Annotated in this window: 17 protein-coding genes; 8 read left to right on the top strand and 9 right to left on the bottom strand. The window is 39.4% G+C overall.

Translation table 11 applies throughout. From position 1 onward, the window contains the following. Nucleotides 1-8: 8 nt before the first annotated feature. Entirely contained in the window at nt 9-2,183 is a 2,175-nt protein-coding gene (locus tag AAFF35_RS29040; RefSeq protein WP_342329933.1) for a biosynthetic peptidoglycan transglycosylase, read from the bottom strand. Nucleotides 2,184-2,300: 117 nt separating this feature from the next. On the opposite strand from AAFF35_RS29040, the gene AAFF35_RS29035 reads away from it, so the two are divergent. The 3 genes from AAFF35_RS29035 to AAFF35_RS29025 are packed head-to-tail and all read left to right on the top strand — an operon-like array spanning nt 2,301 to nt 4,354. Next, on the top strand, nt 2,301-3,377 hold the full coding sequence (locus AAFF35_RS29035; RefSeq protein WP_342329932.1) for an Mrp/NBP35 family ATP-binding protein: 1,077 nt from the start codon (nt 2,301-2,303) through the stop codon (nt 3,375-3,377). A 36-nt stretch (nt 3,378-3,413) separates the two neighbouring features. Further along, nucleotides 3,414-3,659, top strand: coding sequence for a NifU family protein (locus AAFF35_RS29030; protein WP_069378271.1), 246 nt, complete (start codon nt 3,414-3,416; stop codon nt 3,657-3,659). 53 nt (nt 3,660-3,712) lie between these two features. Continuing rightward, the gene (locus AAFF35_RS29025) at nt 3,713-4,354 is read left to right on the top strand and encodes a hypothetical protein (protein WP_124586204.1); all 642 of its coding nucleotides are present in this window, start codon (nt 3,713-3,715) and stop codon (nt 4,352-4,354) included. On the opposite strand, the gene def is transcribed toward AAFF35_RS29025, so the two are convergent. The 5 genes from def to AAFF35_RS29000 form a co-directional block, all read right to left on the bottom strand. Next, nucleotides 4,351-4,911, bottom strand: a complete 561-nt coding sequence (gene def, locus AAFF35_RS29020; protein ID WP_342329931.1) for a peptide deformylase — start codon at nt 4,909-4,911, stop codon at nt 4,351-4,353. The two genes, AAFF35_RS29025 and def, sit on opposite strands and share 4 nt — an antisense overlap. Before the next feature lie 18 nt (nt 4,912-4,929). After that, on the bottom strand, nt 4,930-6,159 hold the full coding sequence (locus AAFF35_RS29015) for a pitrilysin family protein (protein WP_342329930.1): 1,230 nt from the start codon (nt 6,157-6,159) through the stop codon (nt 4,930-4,932). Between the two features lie 73 nt (nt 6,160-6,232). Beyond that, complete coding sequence (locus AAFF35_RS29010; RefSeq protein ID WP_342329929.1) at nt 6,233-6,736, bottom strand: HmuY family protein; 504 nt, start codon at nt 6,734-6,736, stop codon at nt 6,233-6,235. Between the two features lie 70 nt (nt 6,737-6,806). Then, nucleotides 6,807-7,985 (bottom strand): hypothetical protein, encoded by a 1,179-nt coding sequence (locus AAFF35_RS29005; RefSeq protein ID WP_342329928.1) that lies wholly within the window; start codon nt 7,983-7,985, stop codon nt 6,807-6,809. Further along, nucleotides 7,982-8,962: a DUF2157 domain-containing protein gene (locus tag AAFF35_RS29000; RefSeq protein ID WP_342329927.1), complete on the bottom strand. Its 981-nt coding sequence runs from the start codon at nt 8,960-8,962 to the stop codon at nt 7,982-7,984. The genes AAFF35_RS29005 and AAFF35_RS29000 overlap by 4 nt, the downstream gene beginning before the upstream one ends. Nucleotides 8,963-9,123: 161 nt before the next feature. Here AAFF35_RS29000 and htpG point away from each other — a divergent pair, with 161 nt between their 5' ends. The 4 genes from htpG to AAFF35_RS28980 all read left to right on the top strand — a co-directional run bounded on the left by htpG (nt 9,124) and on the right by AAFF35_RS28980 (nt 14,007). Further along, on the top strand, nt 9,124-11,013 hold the full coding sequence (gene htpG, locus AAFF35_RS28995; protein WP_342329926.1) for a molecular chaperone HtpG: 1,890 nt from the start codon (nt 9,124-9,126) through the stop codon (nt 11,011-11,013). Nucleotides 11,014-11,206: 193 nt separating this feature from the next. Beyond that, nucleotides 11,207-11,920: a DUF4397 domain-containing protein gene (locus AAFF35_RS28990; RefSeq protein WP_342329925.1), complete on the top strand. Its 714-nt coding sequence runs from the start codon at nt 11,207-11,209 to the stop codon at nt 11,918-11,920. 192 nt (nt 11,921-12,112) lie between these two features. Beyond that, the gene (locus tag AAFF35_RS28985) at nt 12,113-12,682 is read left to right on the top strand and encodes an RNA polymerase sigma factor (RefSeq protein ID WP_342329924.1); all 570 of its coding nucleotides are present in this window, start codon (nt 12,113-12,115) and stop codon (nt 12,680-12,682) included. Nucleotides 12,683-12,744: 62 nt separating this feature from the next. Further along, nucleotides 12,745-14,007: a hypothetical protein gene (locus AAFF35_RS28980; protein WP_342329923.1), complete on the top strand. Its 1,263-nt coding sequence runs from the start codon at nt 12,745-12,747 to the stop codon at nt 14,005-14,007. Between the two features lie 14 nt (nt 14,008-14,021). Here the strand turns inward: AAFF35_RS28980 and AAFF35_RS28975 are convergent, their stop codons facing one another. Genes AAFF35_RS28975 through AAFF35_RS28965 form a run of 3 tightly spaced genes read right to left on the bottom strand, consistent with a single transcriptional unit; the run spans nt 14,022 to nt 16,008 of the window. Beyond that, nucleotides 14,022-14,645, bottom strand: coding sequence for a hypothetical protein (locus AAFF35_RS28975; protein ID WP_342329922.1), 624 nt, complete (start codon nt 14,643-14,645; stop codon nt 14,022-14,024). Further along, a complete protein-coding gene (locus AAFF35_RS28970) occupies nt 14,635-15,141 on the bottom strand; it encodes a sigma-70 family RNA polymerase sigma factor (protein ID WP_342329921.1) in 507 nt (168 codons plus the stop codon). Before AAFF35_RS28970 ends, AAFF35_RS28975 begins: the two co-directional genes overlap by 11 nt. 3 nt (nt 15,142-15,144) lie before the next feature. Then, a complete protein-coding gene (locus AAFF35_RS28965; protein WP_342329920.1) occupies nt 15,145-16,008 on the bottom strand; it encodes a TraB/GumN family protein in 864 nt (287 codons plus the stop codon). Between the two features lie 242 nt (nt 16,009-16,250). Here AAFF35_RS28965 and AAFF35_RS28960 point away from each other — a divergent pair, with 242 nt between their 5' ends. Continuing rightward, on the top strand, nt 16,251-16,922 hold the full coding sequence (locus tag AAFF35_RS28960) for a hypothetical protein (RefSeq protein WP_342329919.1): 672 nt from the start codon (nt 16,251-16,253) through the stop codon (nt 16,920-16,922). Nucleotides 16,923-16,926 lie beyond the last annotated feature (4 nt).

The raw sequence follows: 16,926 nt of genomic DNA, 5'->3' as shown, positions 1-16,926 counted from the left end.
ACTAACAACTAAGGATTCTCTTTTGATTGTTCCAGCTGCTTTTCTAATTCTTTTTCTTTCCTTCGCTGCTCTCTTCGCTCCTGTCTGAGTTGCTTTTTTGTTTTTTGAAGGCTATCTGTTTTTACAGCAGGTCTGGAAGCGGTATCTTTTTTAGCCCCTCCACCAAAGATGCGATCGAACAGACTTTTTGACTCGTCATGTGTTTCTATCGCTGGCAAGGGATCTTCGTTGTCAAATGCCGTTGTATCAACGGTAGTTGAGTCTGGTAACAGGTATTGTCTAAGACCTGCTCTCAATTGGACATTGTAAAAACCATAGCCGCTACTGTCGGGAGGCGTCAGGCCACGCTTAGCCATAATGTTTCCAATGTACTTGAAATAAGGGTACAGATAGTCTTTTAGACCCCCGTCCCCTCTAAATTTATAAAGTGCAATTTTTGGTCGGGGAACAATATTTGCGAGAAAAATTCCCTCACCGATGTTGAGGTCTGAAGGTCTTTTTCCAAAATAATACCTTGTGGCTTCACCGATTCCATAAATATTTTGTCCCATCTCTATGATGTTGAAATAAACTTCCAACATTCTGTTTTTACTGATCAGGCGATTGTTTTCAATCAGCCATACTATAAGAATTTCTTCTGCCTTTCTGGCCAGTGTTTTCTGTCTGCTGAGGAAGATGTTTTTTACCAGTTGCATGGAGATGGTACTTCCTCCCCTGACAAATTTCTTCTCCTTGAAATTTACAGCAAAAGATTTACGGATAGATTCCTGTACGAATCCTTTATGGGTAAAGAAGGATGGATCCTCAGAGGTTAATATCGCATTTTTGAAATTACTGGATACACCCGATAGCGGGGTGAAGTTTGGATTGGAAGGGCCGATAAGGATATCACGCATTGGCTTTCCTCTCTCGTAAGGGGTATAGACAAAGTCTTTATTGATCTTTTGAAGGTTTGTTTTCCCCCATTTAAGGATCTTGAAATTACTTGGGGTTAGTCCGGAATTGAAGCGAACGCTATCCGGAATAGAACTGTCCAGGTAAAAGTTAAGGTCGTATTTTACTTTTCCGCTTACCTTTAAGCCGTCCAATGATTCAAATAATCCTTGTGGGAAAGCATTCAGAACTTCCTGGGCGTCTTGTTCCGGAGCCTGAATTTTCAGTTCATAAATCTTGTTCGGGGATAAGGTATATTTTACATATGGATGAAGGGTTGCTTTTTTAAGAAAGACAGTAGATGAGCTATCCAAGGCTACATAATTAGGCCCGATAAGCATATCTGCATCAATTTTTGCATCTGAAATGACAATGTCATTGGACGCTATTTTTGGATGGTTGACCATCAGATTTTTAACAGACCATGATCCCTTTATTTTGAAATCATCCCCACTGTAGTCTGCGCTTTTCATTTCTGTCCTGACGGTGTCAAAGCTGAATTTCGCTTTGAGTTTATGTTCCAGGTAGGGCAGCTCTACTTTTTTATGATCCGCAAAGAGCATGACATCAAGTTGTCTTCTTCCCGGTTTTACCGTTCCATTTACATGCCATGTTGCAGCATTGTCGTTCACTACGATATTGGATTGCAGTTCGCCATCATTTATCGTAGCTGTTGTAGTTAAGAACTTCAGCTTTGCGGTATCATTATCATTGACCTGAAGCATAAGGTCTTTTATTTCCATATTGTCAGGGATTTTATATAAAACCTGATTCAGAAGGTTGTGTGCAATATCGGCAAGGTCTGATTTGGTTTTCTTTTCTGTGTTTTTCTTTTTCCGTTTCAGAAAAAAGTCCAGATTGCTTAAAGAATCTTTGAATACGACATTCAGTGTTCCCTTATTCAGGATGATCTCGGAGAGTTTAACGTTTCCGAAGATCAGGGGAAAAAGCTTTACGCCAACAGTAAAATCATCAATGGTAGAAAGGGTATCGCGGTCTTTTGGGACTACAGAAATGTTTTTCATGTGGACGGTGCTCAATCCACTGAATCCGGATTCTCCGATTTTAATGTCCAGACCATAGTCTTTGTCGGCTTTCGCAATTGCTTTGGCCATCATTGTTTTTAATAACGCCTCTCTTTTGCTATAGGCTATAGAGCCAAGAACAACAGAAAGCAATAGAAAAACCCCTAACACCCACGCGCCAATTTTCAGGTATTTTTTAGGGATGTTAATTTTTGGAAGATGCATGCTGTAAAATAGATAATAATTGCTAAACGTTAAACGCAAATGTTTATTTCGTGTTAAAATTACACTTAAAAAGCCTAAAGTCAATTAATTGTGGCCGTCTTTTGTTATTTTTGGCTAATGATAATTAGTCCAGAACAAGTTCTAGCCGCTCTGAGAAATGTTGAAGACCCTGATCTTAAAAAAGATCTGGTGACTTTGAACATGATCAAGGATTTGAAAATAGAAGATAAGAACGTGAGTTTCACCTTAGAACTCACCACTCCAGCCTGCCCGATGAAAGATATGCTGAAAAATGCATGTTTTAATGCCGTAAAGCATTTCGTAAGTCAGGAGGCCGAAATAGAAATCAATATTACTTCCAGGGTAACCAAACCTATGGACATTAACCAATTGAAAGATATTCGCAATATTTTGCTGGTTTCTTCAGGAAAAGGTGGTGTAGGAAAGTCAACAGTAGCAAGTAACCTTGCCATTGCCCTGGCTGCCGATGGCGCAAAGGTGGGGCTGATCGACGCAGATATTTATGGGCCTTCAGTTCCTACGATGTTTGATCTTGTAGGTGCTAAGCCAAGTGCAAGAGAGACTGCGGATGGGAAAACGCTAATCCTTCCTATTGAAAAATACGGCATTAAGCTTTTGTCTTTAGGCTTTTTTGCAGATCCGGACCAGCCAGTACCATGGCGCGGACCAATGGCTTCTAACGCGGTTAAACAATTGTTCAATGATGCCGACTGGGGAGAATTGGATTACCTGATTGTAGATCTTCCTCCGGGAACAGGAGACATTCACATCACCATCACCCAGAGTTTCCCGATCGCAGGGGCTGTAATTGTAACGACACCCCAACAGGTAGCCCTTGCGGATACCAGAAAAGGACTGGCGATGTTTAAAATGCCAAGTATTAATATTCCTGTATTAGGAGTGATCGAGAATATGGCTTATTTTACTCCAGAAGAATTACCTGAAAATAAATATTATATTTTTGGAAAAGATGGTGGGAAGGAACTGGCAAAGTCATTTGAGGTACCTTTCTTAGGGGAAATTCCAATCGTTCAGGGAATTACCGAAGCTGGTGATAAAGGTGCGCCAATTGCATTGAATAAAGAAAGCAGGATATCCGCTTCTTTTACGGAGATTGCGGGCAAGGTCGCACAACAAGTCGCAATTAATAACTCGCTGAGTGTTAATTGCTAAAAAATTACTATTTTTATACTTTAAAAAATTACCAAAATGGATTTAACACAACAAGTAGAGCAGGCATTGGAAACGATCAGACCATATTTAATCGCTGATGGTGGAGATGTTGCAATAGAAGAGATTACGGCGGATAATGTAGTTAAATTGAAATTATTAGGAAACTGCGGGTCTTGCAAAATGAGCTTTATGACGATGAAAGCGGGCATTGAGCAGGCGATTATGAAGGCTGTTCCACAGATTACTTCGGTCGTTGCGATTAACCTCGCAGAGCCGGTATAATTGTTTTAACACTATTTAACTAGCCGGTTTAATTAATACCGCTATTTTTGTATATGAAGTATTCACTCACCTTATTATTGCTTCTTTTCATTTCTTCTGCGTTTGCACAGCAAACTACGGGAAGTAAGAAGTTGATTCAGTTTACCGGAATAATCACCGATGTAGACAGTAATACTGTGGTGCCTTATGTAACGGTAACCAACTTGACGAATAAAGGGCAACGGTATGCCGCCAACTATAAAGGATATTTTTCCTTTATTGCCCATCCTGGCGATACCATCCTTTATACGGCTGTCGGATACCGGGACTTACTTCTGCCTATCCCTACTCAAATCGATGATAGTAAATATACCGCAATGGTGAAATTGAAATCAGAGATAGTAAACCTACCTACCGTCAGGGTATATCCCTGGGCTACTGTAGAGGAGTTTACGCGGGACTTTATGGCGATGAAAATTGCTGATGATGATTTTTCTATCGCCATCAGAAACGTATCTCAGGAGAGTATTTCAGGATTGATTCAAACCCTTCCGAGGGATGCAGGGGAGATTTCCGGGATTAATTTCAGACTAAATCATGATCGGGCCTTAAACAAGAATATGGTGCAAACCAACCCGCTTTTAAACCCATTTGCATGGGGTAAGTTGATGCAATCCATATTCAAAGGAGATAAAAGCAGGAGCGAAGGGAATTAACGCCTTCTGCTCTGCTGTGGGAAACGCATTTTATAATCTACCTTTACATTTCCTTTAGAAATCGCGTCCAGCTTGCTTTTCAACATTCTTTTACGCAATAAGCTTAAAGTTTCTGTAAACAGTTTACCCTGAATATGATCGTATTCATGTTGGATCACGCGGGCCAATATGCCGTTAATTTTTTCTTCATGCAGCTCCCAGTTTTCGTCATAATACCTGATGAGGATATTGGGTTTACGAAATACGTCTTCTCTGATATCGGGAATGCTGAGGCATCCTTCATTGAAAGCCCAGGGTTCGCCTGTTTCTTCCAGGATTTCCGCATTGATGAAAGCACTTTTAAAGCCTTTCTTCTCCTCTTCATCCACGCCGGTATCCACAATGAATAATCGGATCGGCAATCCAATCTGAGGAGCGGCTAAACCAATTCCATGAGCATTATACATGGTTTCGAACATGTTACTGATTAATTGTTTTAAATCCGGATAGTCCTGCTCAATAGGAGCACAAACCTTTTTCAATACCGGATCACCGTATGCTACAATGGGTAATTTCATAGTGCAAAAATACAAATATTACCCTAAAGGGTAAAAAGTTAAGGAAGTAAGATTACTTTCATCTAATATTTCATTGGCAATATTAGCCATATCAGTGGTCGTTACTGCCTGAATTTTATTAAATACAGTTTTGAGGTCGTCAATTTTGTTATAGTCTATCAGGCTTTTAGCCATGGATATGATCAGTCCGATTCTATTTTCTTCACCCAGAGCGATCTGTCCGATAAATTTATTCTTCGATTTTTGAAGCTGAACCTCTGTTAGGGGATGATCTTTAATCTTTTTAAACTCTTTGAAGATCAAAGAAAGCGCTTTATCTACTTTTTCCTGATCTGTACCGAAATATAAAGTAAAAATGCCTGTATCACTCAGGGGGCTATAGCCGGTTTCAATCGTATAAGCGATTCCATGCTTCTCCCGGATCTGCAGATTCAAAATAGAGCTCATTCCGGTGCCGCCCAACAGATTATTGAGCAATAGCAATCCTGTCTTATAGGGATGGTGCAAAGAATAAGCCTGAGCGCCTAACATGGCATGCGCCTGCATGATCGGTTTCTGGAAAGAATGGGTTACTACAGGAGCCTTTTCCGGTGCAATCCTTGAATTTTTGTGTAGGTTCTCTGGTATTTCAGAATAATATTTAGCCCCGATCTTAATGACTTTATTCAAGGAATAGTTCCCTAAAACGGCGATAATGATTTTGTCTGTATGGTAATTTTCCGCGATGAAATCATGAATGTCTTTCTTATCGATTTTATTGACGCTTTCTGCGCTTCCAAGTATATTTCTGCCGAGTGGATGACCCGCAAAAACAAGATCTTCAAAATCATCATATATCGCTTCTTCCGGTTGGTCGAGGTAGGACGTAATCTCATCAAGAATTACACTCTTTTCCTTCTCCATTTCGTCCTCAGGAAAGGTCGAATGAAAGACAATATCATGAAACAATTCCAATGTCCTGTCCAGATAAGGGTTCAGGAAAGAAGCGTGAATGCAGGTATACTCCTTAGTCGTATAGGCATTAAGGTCTGCGCCAACACTTTCCAGTCTGTTTAAGATCTGGTTAGTATTTCTTTTTTCTGTGCGTTTAAAGATCAGGTGCTCAATAAAATGAGCCAGACCGGATTTCTCTTCCTGTTCATCTCTGGACCCGCTATTTACAATAATGCAGGCATGAGAGATCGCGGATGCAGAAGGGACATGAAGTAATCGAATGCCATTCGGCAAGGTGTGAACATTGTATTCCATCAAGGAGCAAAGATACGCAAGAAATAAGCTTCTGTAAGATAATATTTGGTATCAATAAGTTGGTTTTAGAAGCTTATTTAACTGCTGCATATTTAAATGTATAAAAACCGGTCTCATTATAATCTTCTTCATCAAAATAATAACTTAGAATTTCCAGTTTAATATGTTTTCCTGAAGCAGTTTTGACGATAATAACCCTGCCTGGAATAGGACTGAGTGCATGGGTCGCCATATCATAATTGTACCATCCGTTGCCCGATCCTGTTGGGATGGCGCTGCTGCTTTGGCTGTCCTTTTTATAGCCGTTTTCCGGGGCTTTAGTCACCTTCTCAAAGGTCGTATTACTTAAAATCTGTGCAGAAACGTTTTGTTTACTGTTGATTTTAATCGCCGTATTGTTAAAAGCCAGGTCCCATTTTTCTGTCTCTTTGACAATTTTTCCGGACTCTAAGCTATAGAAAGTAGTTTTTGACTTGGCATCAAGATTTTTTTCTGTCTTTGGATTCTGAGCTATAGCGTGGAAGCCGACAAAAAGAAATGCAGATATTAAGGATAGGGTATAAAAAGGTTGTTTCATGTAAGTTTTTTTTACAAAGAAACAAACTATTTGGAACTATTCTAAATAACTAAGGAGATTTATTTTCCTGCTAGAAGTCAGCACTTGATCCTCCGCCTCCAAAACTTCCTCCACCCATTCGGCTCCCCTCAGGCGCCGAAGCAGGGCCAGAAAAGGTTTCGCCGACAATAAGAGACTCTACTTTAATCTTATCCAGTAGCTGATCATCATCAAGTTCTTCATAGGTGAAGCCTTTCTTTGGCGTTTTTAGGTAATGAATTACTCCATAAGAGATCGCCAGCAATGCTGCTCCAACAATGGATAAAGCGCCCTCAATTGGCATAATATGGTAATAATTTCTAAAGGTAAACGCTGCTGCGGCAACCAGAATCAGGCCTGAACGTAATAAAATCACCTCTTTTCGTTTAAGGCCCAGGGCGATATATACAAAAGGAAGGGCAATTGTCCAGGTCCAGAAGAACCAGCCGAGAGGAAGTCCCTCTCCTTCCTGCAAAGGTTGGTTGATCATACCTCCCATTTCTTTGACTACAAAGTAATTGCCTGCCGCATACCCGATGAGAAGGCAGAAGACCCGCAGCGCTGTAAGACAGTTTTCATAGTCTTTATACTTTTTCCAGTAAATACAAAGAAAATAAACTCCGGCAGAGACCAGGATGATCAGAAAAGGAAGAATCGCTGCAGCATAGACTCCAAAGAGTTCGCGGCTAAAGAATAGGAAGAAAATTAAAGAAAGGAAGGATACGACAGCCATTAGCATATCTGCGAAACGGAGGGTAAAATAGCCAGCTAATACCAACGTGAAGCCAAAAAGGTAACTTTCAAATGGGGCAGAAAGGCCGTTTCGCTGAGCTATCGTGAGGTAACCAATAAAAGCAGAAAGGATTAATCCGGCGGCCGTCCACATTAATGCATCGTCTACGCCGGATCTGAAATGATGCATCCGTCGAACGATTAACTCCAGCGCGATATAACTGATGAGACCTAAAAATAACCAGTAGCCCGGTGAAGTAATCAGCTCATCCATACTGCTCAGAATCAGGCTGAGCAGTCCTCCCGCAAAACTGGTAATGATTTGGGTTAGGATAAAAAGACCGGCCCTGACGAAAATATTGGGTGTGTAAAAGCCGACCGGATACTTTTCCTCCATGTGTTTTAGTTCCTCAGCAGTAATGTCTCCTAAACGCTGTGCTCTTTTTAACTGGTTCTGCAAATCTAAATTCTTTAGCCAGGTTTTGTTATAAATGATCATGAGGCTTTAATTTGCTTGTTTAAATAGATTAACAGACGGATCAGCGCAATGGCAGAACCAATAAAATACAGGCAGCACAAGTATATTGCTCCAATATCATTAATTGCAATGAAGCCCCTCACCATAATGATGCTAAAGGCGATATAGCTATAAAGAACTACGAGTAACAAAAAGTAGAATGATTTATGTTTCCTCGCATCTGTATACAGGTAAAAGGCTAAGACAAAGAGCACCAGAAGCCATATAAATGATAATGACGATGAATAATGGTTAAAGTAGCCAAACAATAAAGAGACGAACGAAATATGGATTCCGAAATGCAGATAACTAAATCTAAAATGTTTTTTGAAATTGAAATATTCTGACAACTGTCCTGCCAGCAAAAGGATTAAACCCAGAATCAGGTAAGTATAAATCACCGTTTCATTGTCAAAGTTCCCACTGGAAAGTAGTTGAGCGGGAGTAACCGATACCCCCATCCATATCGCGAGGTTGGCAATTCCCATACTGAGAATTCCAAGGTGGTCAAACTCATAGGCGACAAAAAATAAAAGCAACATCGGAATAAAAGTTGCCATTCCATAGTTGGTGCCGAAAACGGTATACTGAAACTGTAGATAGCCTACAAAAGTTAAAAAGCTAAGGCAACCAAGGAGCAGCAGGTAATCAAAAAGTGAATTTGGAGATTTTACCCTTTCCCTGCTAAATGGGGCACGATGCTTAAGGCAATAAGCGAAACAACCAATGCTGATCGCTGCGATGATGGCCAGAATCACCTGATGGCCAATGGTATCAATATTCTTATAGATAAGAATGCCTAATCCGGTGCTCAATAACATAACGCCCAGATACAATAAGGTTTTTAGTTCCCAATGTAAAGAAAACAAGGGGTTTTGCTCCCTTATTCGTATATTTTCAATAGATGCGTCTGAAATAAAGTCCTCTTCTTTTAGTTTATCGTAATGTGTTGCATTCATAAGGTAGATAATGTTTAATCATAGGATATTCAAGTATACGCAAAGATTTTGTTTAGTCGACATCAAGGCTGAAATTGGAAGCCGAACTGTCAATTTGACAACAATGTTGAATTGGAATAGGCATTGATAGGATCGTTATGTACTTAAAAATGAGTTAACATATGAGCATAGAAGAAAAAGGAACCATTTCCATTCACACGGAGAATATTTTCCCGATCATCAAAAAATTCCTGTATTCAGACAATGAAATTTTCCTGCGCGAGCTGGTTTCAAATGCCGTTGATGCGGTACAAAAGATTAAACGTCTTGCCGCATTGGGACAATACAACGGAGAGCTGGGTAACCCATTGGTAGAAGTTGCTGTTGATGCAGAGAAAAAGACCATTACCATTACAGATAATGGTTTGGGGATGACTGCTGAGGAGATCAAAAAATACATCAATCAGGTGGCTTTCTCGGGAGCAAGTGAGTTTGTAGAGAAATTTAAGGATGCTAAAGACGCCAATGAAATCATTGGTAAATTTGGTTTAGGCTTCTATTCTGCCTTTATGGTAGCAGACCTGGTAGAAATCCAGACCCTTTCTTATCAGGAAGGCGCGGAGCCTGCCCGTTGGGTATGCGATGGCAGTACTGAATTTGAAATCAGCACGGGTAACAGAACCACCAGAGGTACTGAAATTACCCTTCACATCAATGCAGAATCAGAAGAGTTTCTAAGTAAAAATAAACTGGAAGAGATTCTGGATAAATATGGTAAGTTCTTACCGGTACCAATTAAATTTGGGACGAAGACAGAACAAATTGCAGATGGTGAAGACGAAGAAGGAAAACCAAAAACAGTAGCTGTTGAGGTCGACAATATCATCAACACCACCAACCCGATCTGGACGAAAGCACCTGCAGATTTGTCAGACGAAGATTACCTTGCCTTTTATAAACAACTGTATCCTTTCTCGGAAGATCCTTTATTCTGGATTCACCTGAATGTCGATTATCCTTTCAACTTAACAGGAGTATTGTATTTCCCTAAAGTGAAGAACGATTTTGACATGCAACGCAATAAAATCAAGTTGTTCTCCCGTCAGGTATTTATTACTGATGAAGTAAAAGACATCGTTCCGGAATTCCTGATGTTGTTGCATGGTGTAATTGACTCACCGGATATCCCATTGAACGTTTCCAGAAGTTTTCTTCAGGCAGATAGTAACGTTAAAAAAATCAATAGTTACATCACTAAGAAAGTCGCGGATAAATTACAGGAGCTCTTTAACAAAGACCGTAAGGCTTATGAAGAGAAATGGAGTGACATCGGTTTATTCGTGAAATATGGTCTGGTAAGCGAAGAGAAGTTTTATGATAAAGCGAAAGACTTTGCCTTATTAACCAATACAAAAAACGAACACTTTACTTTAGAGGAGTATCACGATAAAGTAAAAGACTTCCAGACCGATAAAAATGGACAGGTGGTTTATATTTACTCGAATGATCCTGCAAAACAAGATAGTTTTATTCAGTCGGCCAATAAAAAAGATTATGATGTCTTATTAATGAACTCGCCTATTGACAACCATTTTATCAATCAATTAGAGAACAAACTGGAAAAAACACAATTGAAACGTGTAGACTCCAGTGTGGCGGATAAATTGATTGAAAAAGATGAGGCAATAGAATCTGTGCTTACAGAGGAGCAGTCAAAAAAGGTTACAGAAATCTTTACCAAGGCGATTACTAAACCTGGCATGCAGGTAGAAGTTGTTGGGTTAAACCCGGAAGAATTACCGGTTACAGTAACCATGGATGAATTTATGCGACGCATGAAAGATATGGCTCAGATGGGTGGTGGTATGGGCTTCTATGGTAGTATGCCTGATAATTATAAGGTGGCCATCAATGGAAACCATAAGCTGATTGGAAAGATTCTTTTAACAGACAATGAAGAAGAGCAAAGCCTGCTTGCAAAACAAGCCGTGGATTTGGCTTTATTGGCGCAAGGAATGCTGACAGGAGCAGAACTAACAGCTTTTGTGAGTAGAAGTGTAAATCTTATTTAAGTATTTCCTTTTTCCTGAAAACCCCGTTGCATTTTTATGTAACGGGGTTTTTTATGAAATTTTAATTCTTAAATCTGCGATCCTAAAAAATATTTCATGTGAACTGTAGCGTTTTTAGCGAGTGCTGCGTTTTAGGAGGAAAATGGTTAACGGCCAATAACTAAACGATTTATACATCTTAATAATTTTAATTATGGAAATTTCAAACAAACTAAAAAATATATCTAAAGCTTTTATTGCTGCAGTGACGATTTCGGTAGCATTATCGGCCTGCTCTAAAAGAGATGATTCCAAACCAATTGCAGCTACGGTGTTGTCTGTTGTAAATGCAAGTCCAACCATTAAAGAATTCGATTTTATTATTGGAGGTCAGAGATGGAGTGCAGATGCTTTCAAGTTCGGGACAAAGTTTGACTATGTTGCTTTCTATCCGGGTTTAGCGAGGATTGGTATCGTGGAAAGAGGGAAGACAAACTATCTGTTGACAAAAGATCAGGTTTATCAGTCAGATAAATACTATACTACTTTTTTAATAGATACAGGAGCTAACAGAGCTTTTTTAACGGTTGTTGATCAGTTGGATAGCCCTGCAACAACGACAAAAGCAAAGGTTCGGTTCCTTAACCTAAGCCCTGATGCTGCTCCATTAATTCTGTCGGTTAAAGGAGAAACAACAGATTTGTTTGTCAACAAAGCATACAAAGAATCTACAGCATTTGCAGCTATAGAAGCAGGAGATAACGTTGCTTTCGAGATTAAGGATAATGCTACAAAAACTGTATTGGCAACGGTACCTGGAAGTAAGCTCGAGAAAGGAAAGCTTTACACCATTTATGCCAAAGGATATAAAGGTAAGTTAGATGCGGATCCATTGAAATTTGGAGCCAACATCTACATGGCGAAATAGATACCCCCCCAGGTCGGTTTCTTAGGAAACCGGCTTTTTTTAATCTTTGAATAATGGAAATGATTAAATTTACATTTCCTCTGTTAAACAGTGTGTTGGAAGATGCTGAGGTTGATGTTCTTTTTCAATCTCTTCGTTTTTAGTCGTACAGAGACGGTAAACTTAAATAATCCTTAATGGTGTTAGAAAAGAATGCTCAAATTTGAGGACGTTTTAGCGGGGTGTTTGAAAAATGACAACAAATGTAAAGAGGTGGTTTATAAATCATTTTACGGCTATTTAATGGGCGTTATTTTGAGATACGTTAATGATAAAAATGATGCTCAGGAGTTGATTAACGATAGCTTTATTAAGGTTTTTAAAAGTATAGGACAATTTGGTTTCCCAAAGGATAAGGCGGATTTACAAAAAGCCTTTAAAGGGTGGATTGCAAGAATCTCTTCGCGTACAGCGATCGATTTCCTAAGAAGCAAACGGACTTATCTATATGTGGAAGATATAGAAGATTTGCAGCAGCCACTTACAGAACTAAACGCCATTTCTCAACTCAATGTGCAGGATATTATGAAACTGTTGAGTCAATTGCCGGAAACTCACAAGTTGATTTTTAATATGTATGAAATTGAAGGTTTCTCGCATGATGAAATCTCCAAACTATTGAATATTCCGGAGAGCTCAAGTCGGGTCTATCTGACCAGAGCAAAGAATAAATTGAGAACGCTTTATTCGAAATCATTGATTAGTTCTTATGAGTCCAACTAGATTAAATAATATAGAAACGCATTGAATAAATACCTGATCCAGATAAATATAAAGAAACGAGGATGAAACCTAATGAACATATGAAATTGCCTGAAGACGAGTTAATTACTCACATCAGGGAGAGTTTGATGGCTCATGAGGAGGAGTATGCCCCGGGGGCATGGGAAGACTTTATAAAAGAAGAACCGAAGAAAAGAGGTTTGTTTTTCTGGTTGGGCGGGCTAAGTAGTGCTGCGGCAGTCCTGTTAATTGGATTTGGGTTGTTCTTTGTGCTCGATAAAAAAGATTTGCCAAAAAATCAGGAGATCACCGGAACTAAGCCGGAGAAAGATGGATCAGTATTGCCTCAGGTATCGGATGTAACCTCTGCTGTTCCTTTCGGACAAAACGAAGAAACACCAAGTTCAGTTACAGAAAATAACCATACTTCGCGTGCTGGTGATATCATAGAGCGCAGACAGGCGGCAATAGATTTGAACACAAATGAGCCGCGTTCTGCAATGGCCGAAATAGAACCGAAACAGCCTATTATAACCCCTGGTGCTAAAACGGAGCAGGTTGTTCCTCATGAACAGGTTGTTGCTCAGGTGCCTGCTTTAGAAAAAAAACAGAGTTTCGAGGATTTCTTAATTGGCGAAACCAAACAAAACCGAATCGCCAGTACGGATAAATCCACTACTAAAAGGGAAAGTAAATGGGAAATGGGACTTGTTGTTGCCCCTTCATTTGGAAACAGTAAAAAGTTAAATATGGGGTATGGCGTAAGTATGGGCTACGCCCTGTCGGATAAAGTATCCCTTAACTCAGGTATTTCTTATAATGAAATGGGTGCATCCAGAACCATTGAAAATCCGCCTAATATGGCAATGATGAGTATGAGTGTGGGGGGGGAGGTTGCCAATGAGAGCAAAGAGCTGAAAGCGGTCAATGCGCAGTTACGTGGGATCGATATTCCCCTGGAGCTGAAGTATCATTTGAGTAAAAGATTGTATGCGAATGTAGGTGTCTCGGCTTTCGCTGTTATTGATCAGAAGCAGCAGAATACTTTTATTGAAAGCAAGGTTGCACCACAGGCATATGATGGGGAGAGCGGAGTTGCGAAAGCGATGGTGTTGAACAGAACGGTTTCTGAGGAAGCACCCAAAAAAGAAATTAAAAATGACCCTTACTTAGGGTTTTATAACTTCTCTGTGGGGTATAAACAAAAGATCTCAAAAGGTAAGTCATTTTCCGTTGAACCATTTGTAAAGCTACCAATGAAGGAACTTAAACAGGAAAACCTGTACCTTATTGGCACAGGTGTGAGGTTAAAATTTGATTTTTAGGATGAATACCAGCGTTAATCCTCTTGTTCCTCTTTCAGCTCAGCGATGAGCGATTCTATTTCCTTTGCATATTTGCCATAATATTGATTTAGCCAGATGATGGCAAAGAAATGAATCATGATATAGATACTCAGTACTGTCAACCCAAATACGAGATAGAAATAACCGGGCTCGTTGACAATTACTTTCATAAAATAATCATAGTTGAAATTAACGAGAATTATAGCTCCAAAGACCAGAAAGACAGGTAGGAGCATGTAATTAAACATTTTATAAAGTTCCAAGTTTGACTTCAGATCATAATTTAATTCATACAAGCTGTCTTTCGTGGTTAAAGAAGATTGTCCGATTTTTTTATAAAGTCTGTAAAACCGGAGCAGGAAATATACGGTCGTGATGACAAAAATAATGTAAGTGCAATTAAAGGAAACTCTTAATGCCGGGATGAGATTAAAATAACCCGGTATAAAGACACTCGCTAATAAAGCCACAACCTGGAACATCGCTTCTCCCCTCATGTTTTTCCTGAATTTGTCCAGTGGCATCTGTGCTTTTTTCAGGCTTTCAATTGTTTTTGGTACTTCAATCGGTTGTTCCGATTCTTTGTTCCATGCTGATTTTATATCGTCAAAATTCATAACCTTGTTTTTTTATAAGTTCTTTTAGTTTATTCTTTGCTCTGTTGAGCTTTACTCGCGCATTTCCTTCCGTAATCCCCAGGTTCTCTCCAATCTCTTTGTGGGAATAGTTCTCCAGGAAATAAAACATCAATGCCTTCTCAATTTTGTCTAGTTTTTGAAGTGCTTTATAAAAGTGCGCCAGTTGTATTTCTTTTGTTTCCGCTTCGTCTGATGGGATTTCTATTTCTTCAGCGAGGATATTGGCGTAGACATCCTGTTTGCGTTTGTCTTTCTTAAAAAATACAATTGCCGTATTTAAAGCAACTCTGTACATCCAGCTGGAAAACTTACTTTGATGATTAAAGGAATCATAAGATTTCCACAGCTGACAGATGATTTCCTGAAAAAGATCTTTCTGGTCATCTTCATTGTCCATGTACATCCTGGAGATCTTATGAATAATTCCTTTATGGGTTTCTATTTCCCCAAGAAACGCTTTCTCCTTTGCTTTCAAAGCTTAATTCATTACGGGTTTAACGGTATATCCCAGCGCTTTTAACAGCTCCAATACGCCTTTTTTACCAGGTAAGTGTGCTGCGCCTACCGCAAAGAAGGAAGCTTGTTTTTTCATCATTTCCGGCATTTGTTTCACCCAGTTTGTGTTTCTTGCTTCCAGAACCCATCTGTTAATTTCTTCGCTGCTGAATTTCTTATCGTTCATTTTTTCTGCTACCGCTGTGATGTTTTCCTCCTTATAGGCCTTTATAGCAGCTGTAAACATCGTTTTGTAATCATCAAATAAGACAATGTGTTTAACCATTACGGAGTCTGGATAGGCTTTTTTCAGGTATTCCATTTGAGCTTCTGTAGTTTCCAATGCACCTGTTGTTATCTTTTTCTGTTTGGCTAATTTAGTAAATTCAGTTTCATATGATTTGGTTGTTGCACAGGGTAGTGTTTTTGAAATTGCGACGGAATAAACGGTGAGAAGGCCGTATTGGTCCAGTGCTTTTAATGGGATTTTTGTTTTTAATTTCAGAATAGAGTCTACCTGGGCGTATTGGCTTGCATTAAGGGTCTTACTCAATAATGTTCCCGGTACAGCAGCTTTTTGCATATCCGCCATTTCATTAGGATCATTGTAATCAATTTCGAAAATAAGCTTTTCTGTTTTAGCAAAAGCATGGGTTACTTTTTCAGGAATTCTGAAATCATTTTCACAGATCATATGAATTGTTCCGTAGATGTACGAGGGCTTTGTTAGTCCTTTTCCAGTTACTTCCCATAATAAAGAGTTTTCCAGAGGTTTGTTTTGTGCGGTCGCTTTTGTTGTAAAGATGCTGCTTAATGCAAGGGCAGTGATGGTGAATATTGTTTTCATGTCTTGTTGGTTTTAATTTTTATACTCAATTAGTCGCCGCTTTCTGAATTCGTTACAAGTTTTTTGGTTTTTTATTAAAAGGTTCTGATGTTCATTTTTTCTTGCATTTAGGCGGGCTTTTCTTAATATTGTTGCAACAATGATACTTTTAAAGACGGCCAGGCCTGATCTAAAGAATTATATTTGCCAAACCCCAGCTTAGCTGAGGTTTTTGTGATTAATCAATATAGCTGATCTGAAAAATGAAATTAAAAAACGGAATCCCATCAATGATCTTAATTTGCGGAATGCTGCTGGTTACTGATAAAACGGTAATGGGCCAGAATACGAATCCATTTATGGAAACGTACAATACTCCATATGGAGTTCCTCCATTTGACAAAATAACAATCCCTGATTTTATTCCCGCCTTTCAGGAAGGAATGAAGCAACAGCAGCAGGCTGTTACCGCAATTTACAGACAACGTTCTGTCCCTACTTTTCAGAACACTATCGTTGCACTGGAAGAAAGCGGAAAACTACTGAACAAAGTCAGTACGGTATTTTTCAACCTAAGTTCCGCGAATACTTCTCCTGAACTTGAGGCCATATCCAAACAAATGGCACCTGAACTGTCCAAACATAGTGACGACATTTACCTGAATGCAGATTTATTCAAAAGAGTGAAGGTGGTATACGACAAGCGGGAGGGACAAAAGCTGAACGTAGAACAAAAGCGTTTGCTGGATAAAACCTATAAAGGCTTTGTTCGTAGCGGAGCAAACCTCAACGCAGCACAACAGGTAAAAATGAGAGCAATCAATAAAGAATTTTCTCTGCTTACCTTAAATTTTGGACAACACCTTTTGGCGGAGGTTAACAGTTTTGAGTTGCTGATTGATCAGCAAGCTGACCTTGCCGGACTTCCGGAATAGGTAA

This window comes from Pedobacter sp. FW305-3-2-15-E-R2A2, assembly GCF_038446955.1.
Classification (GTDB): domain Bacteria; phylum Bacteroidota; class Bacteroidia; order Sphingobacteriales; family Sphingobacteriaceae; genus Pedobacter.
The sequence above is the reverse complement of the archived record's forward strand: the minus strand, read 5'-3'. Positions and strand labels throughout refer to the sequence as shown.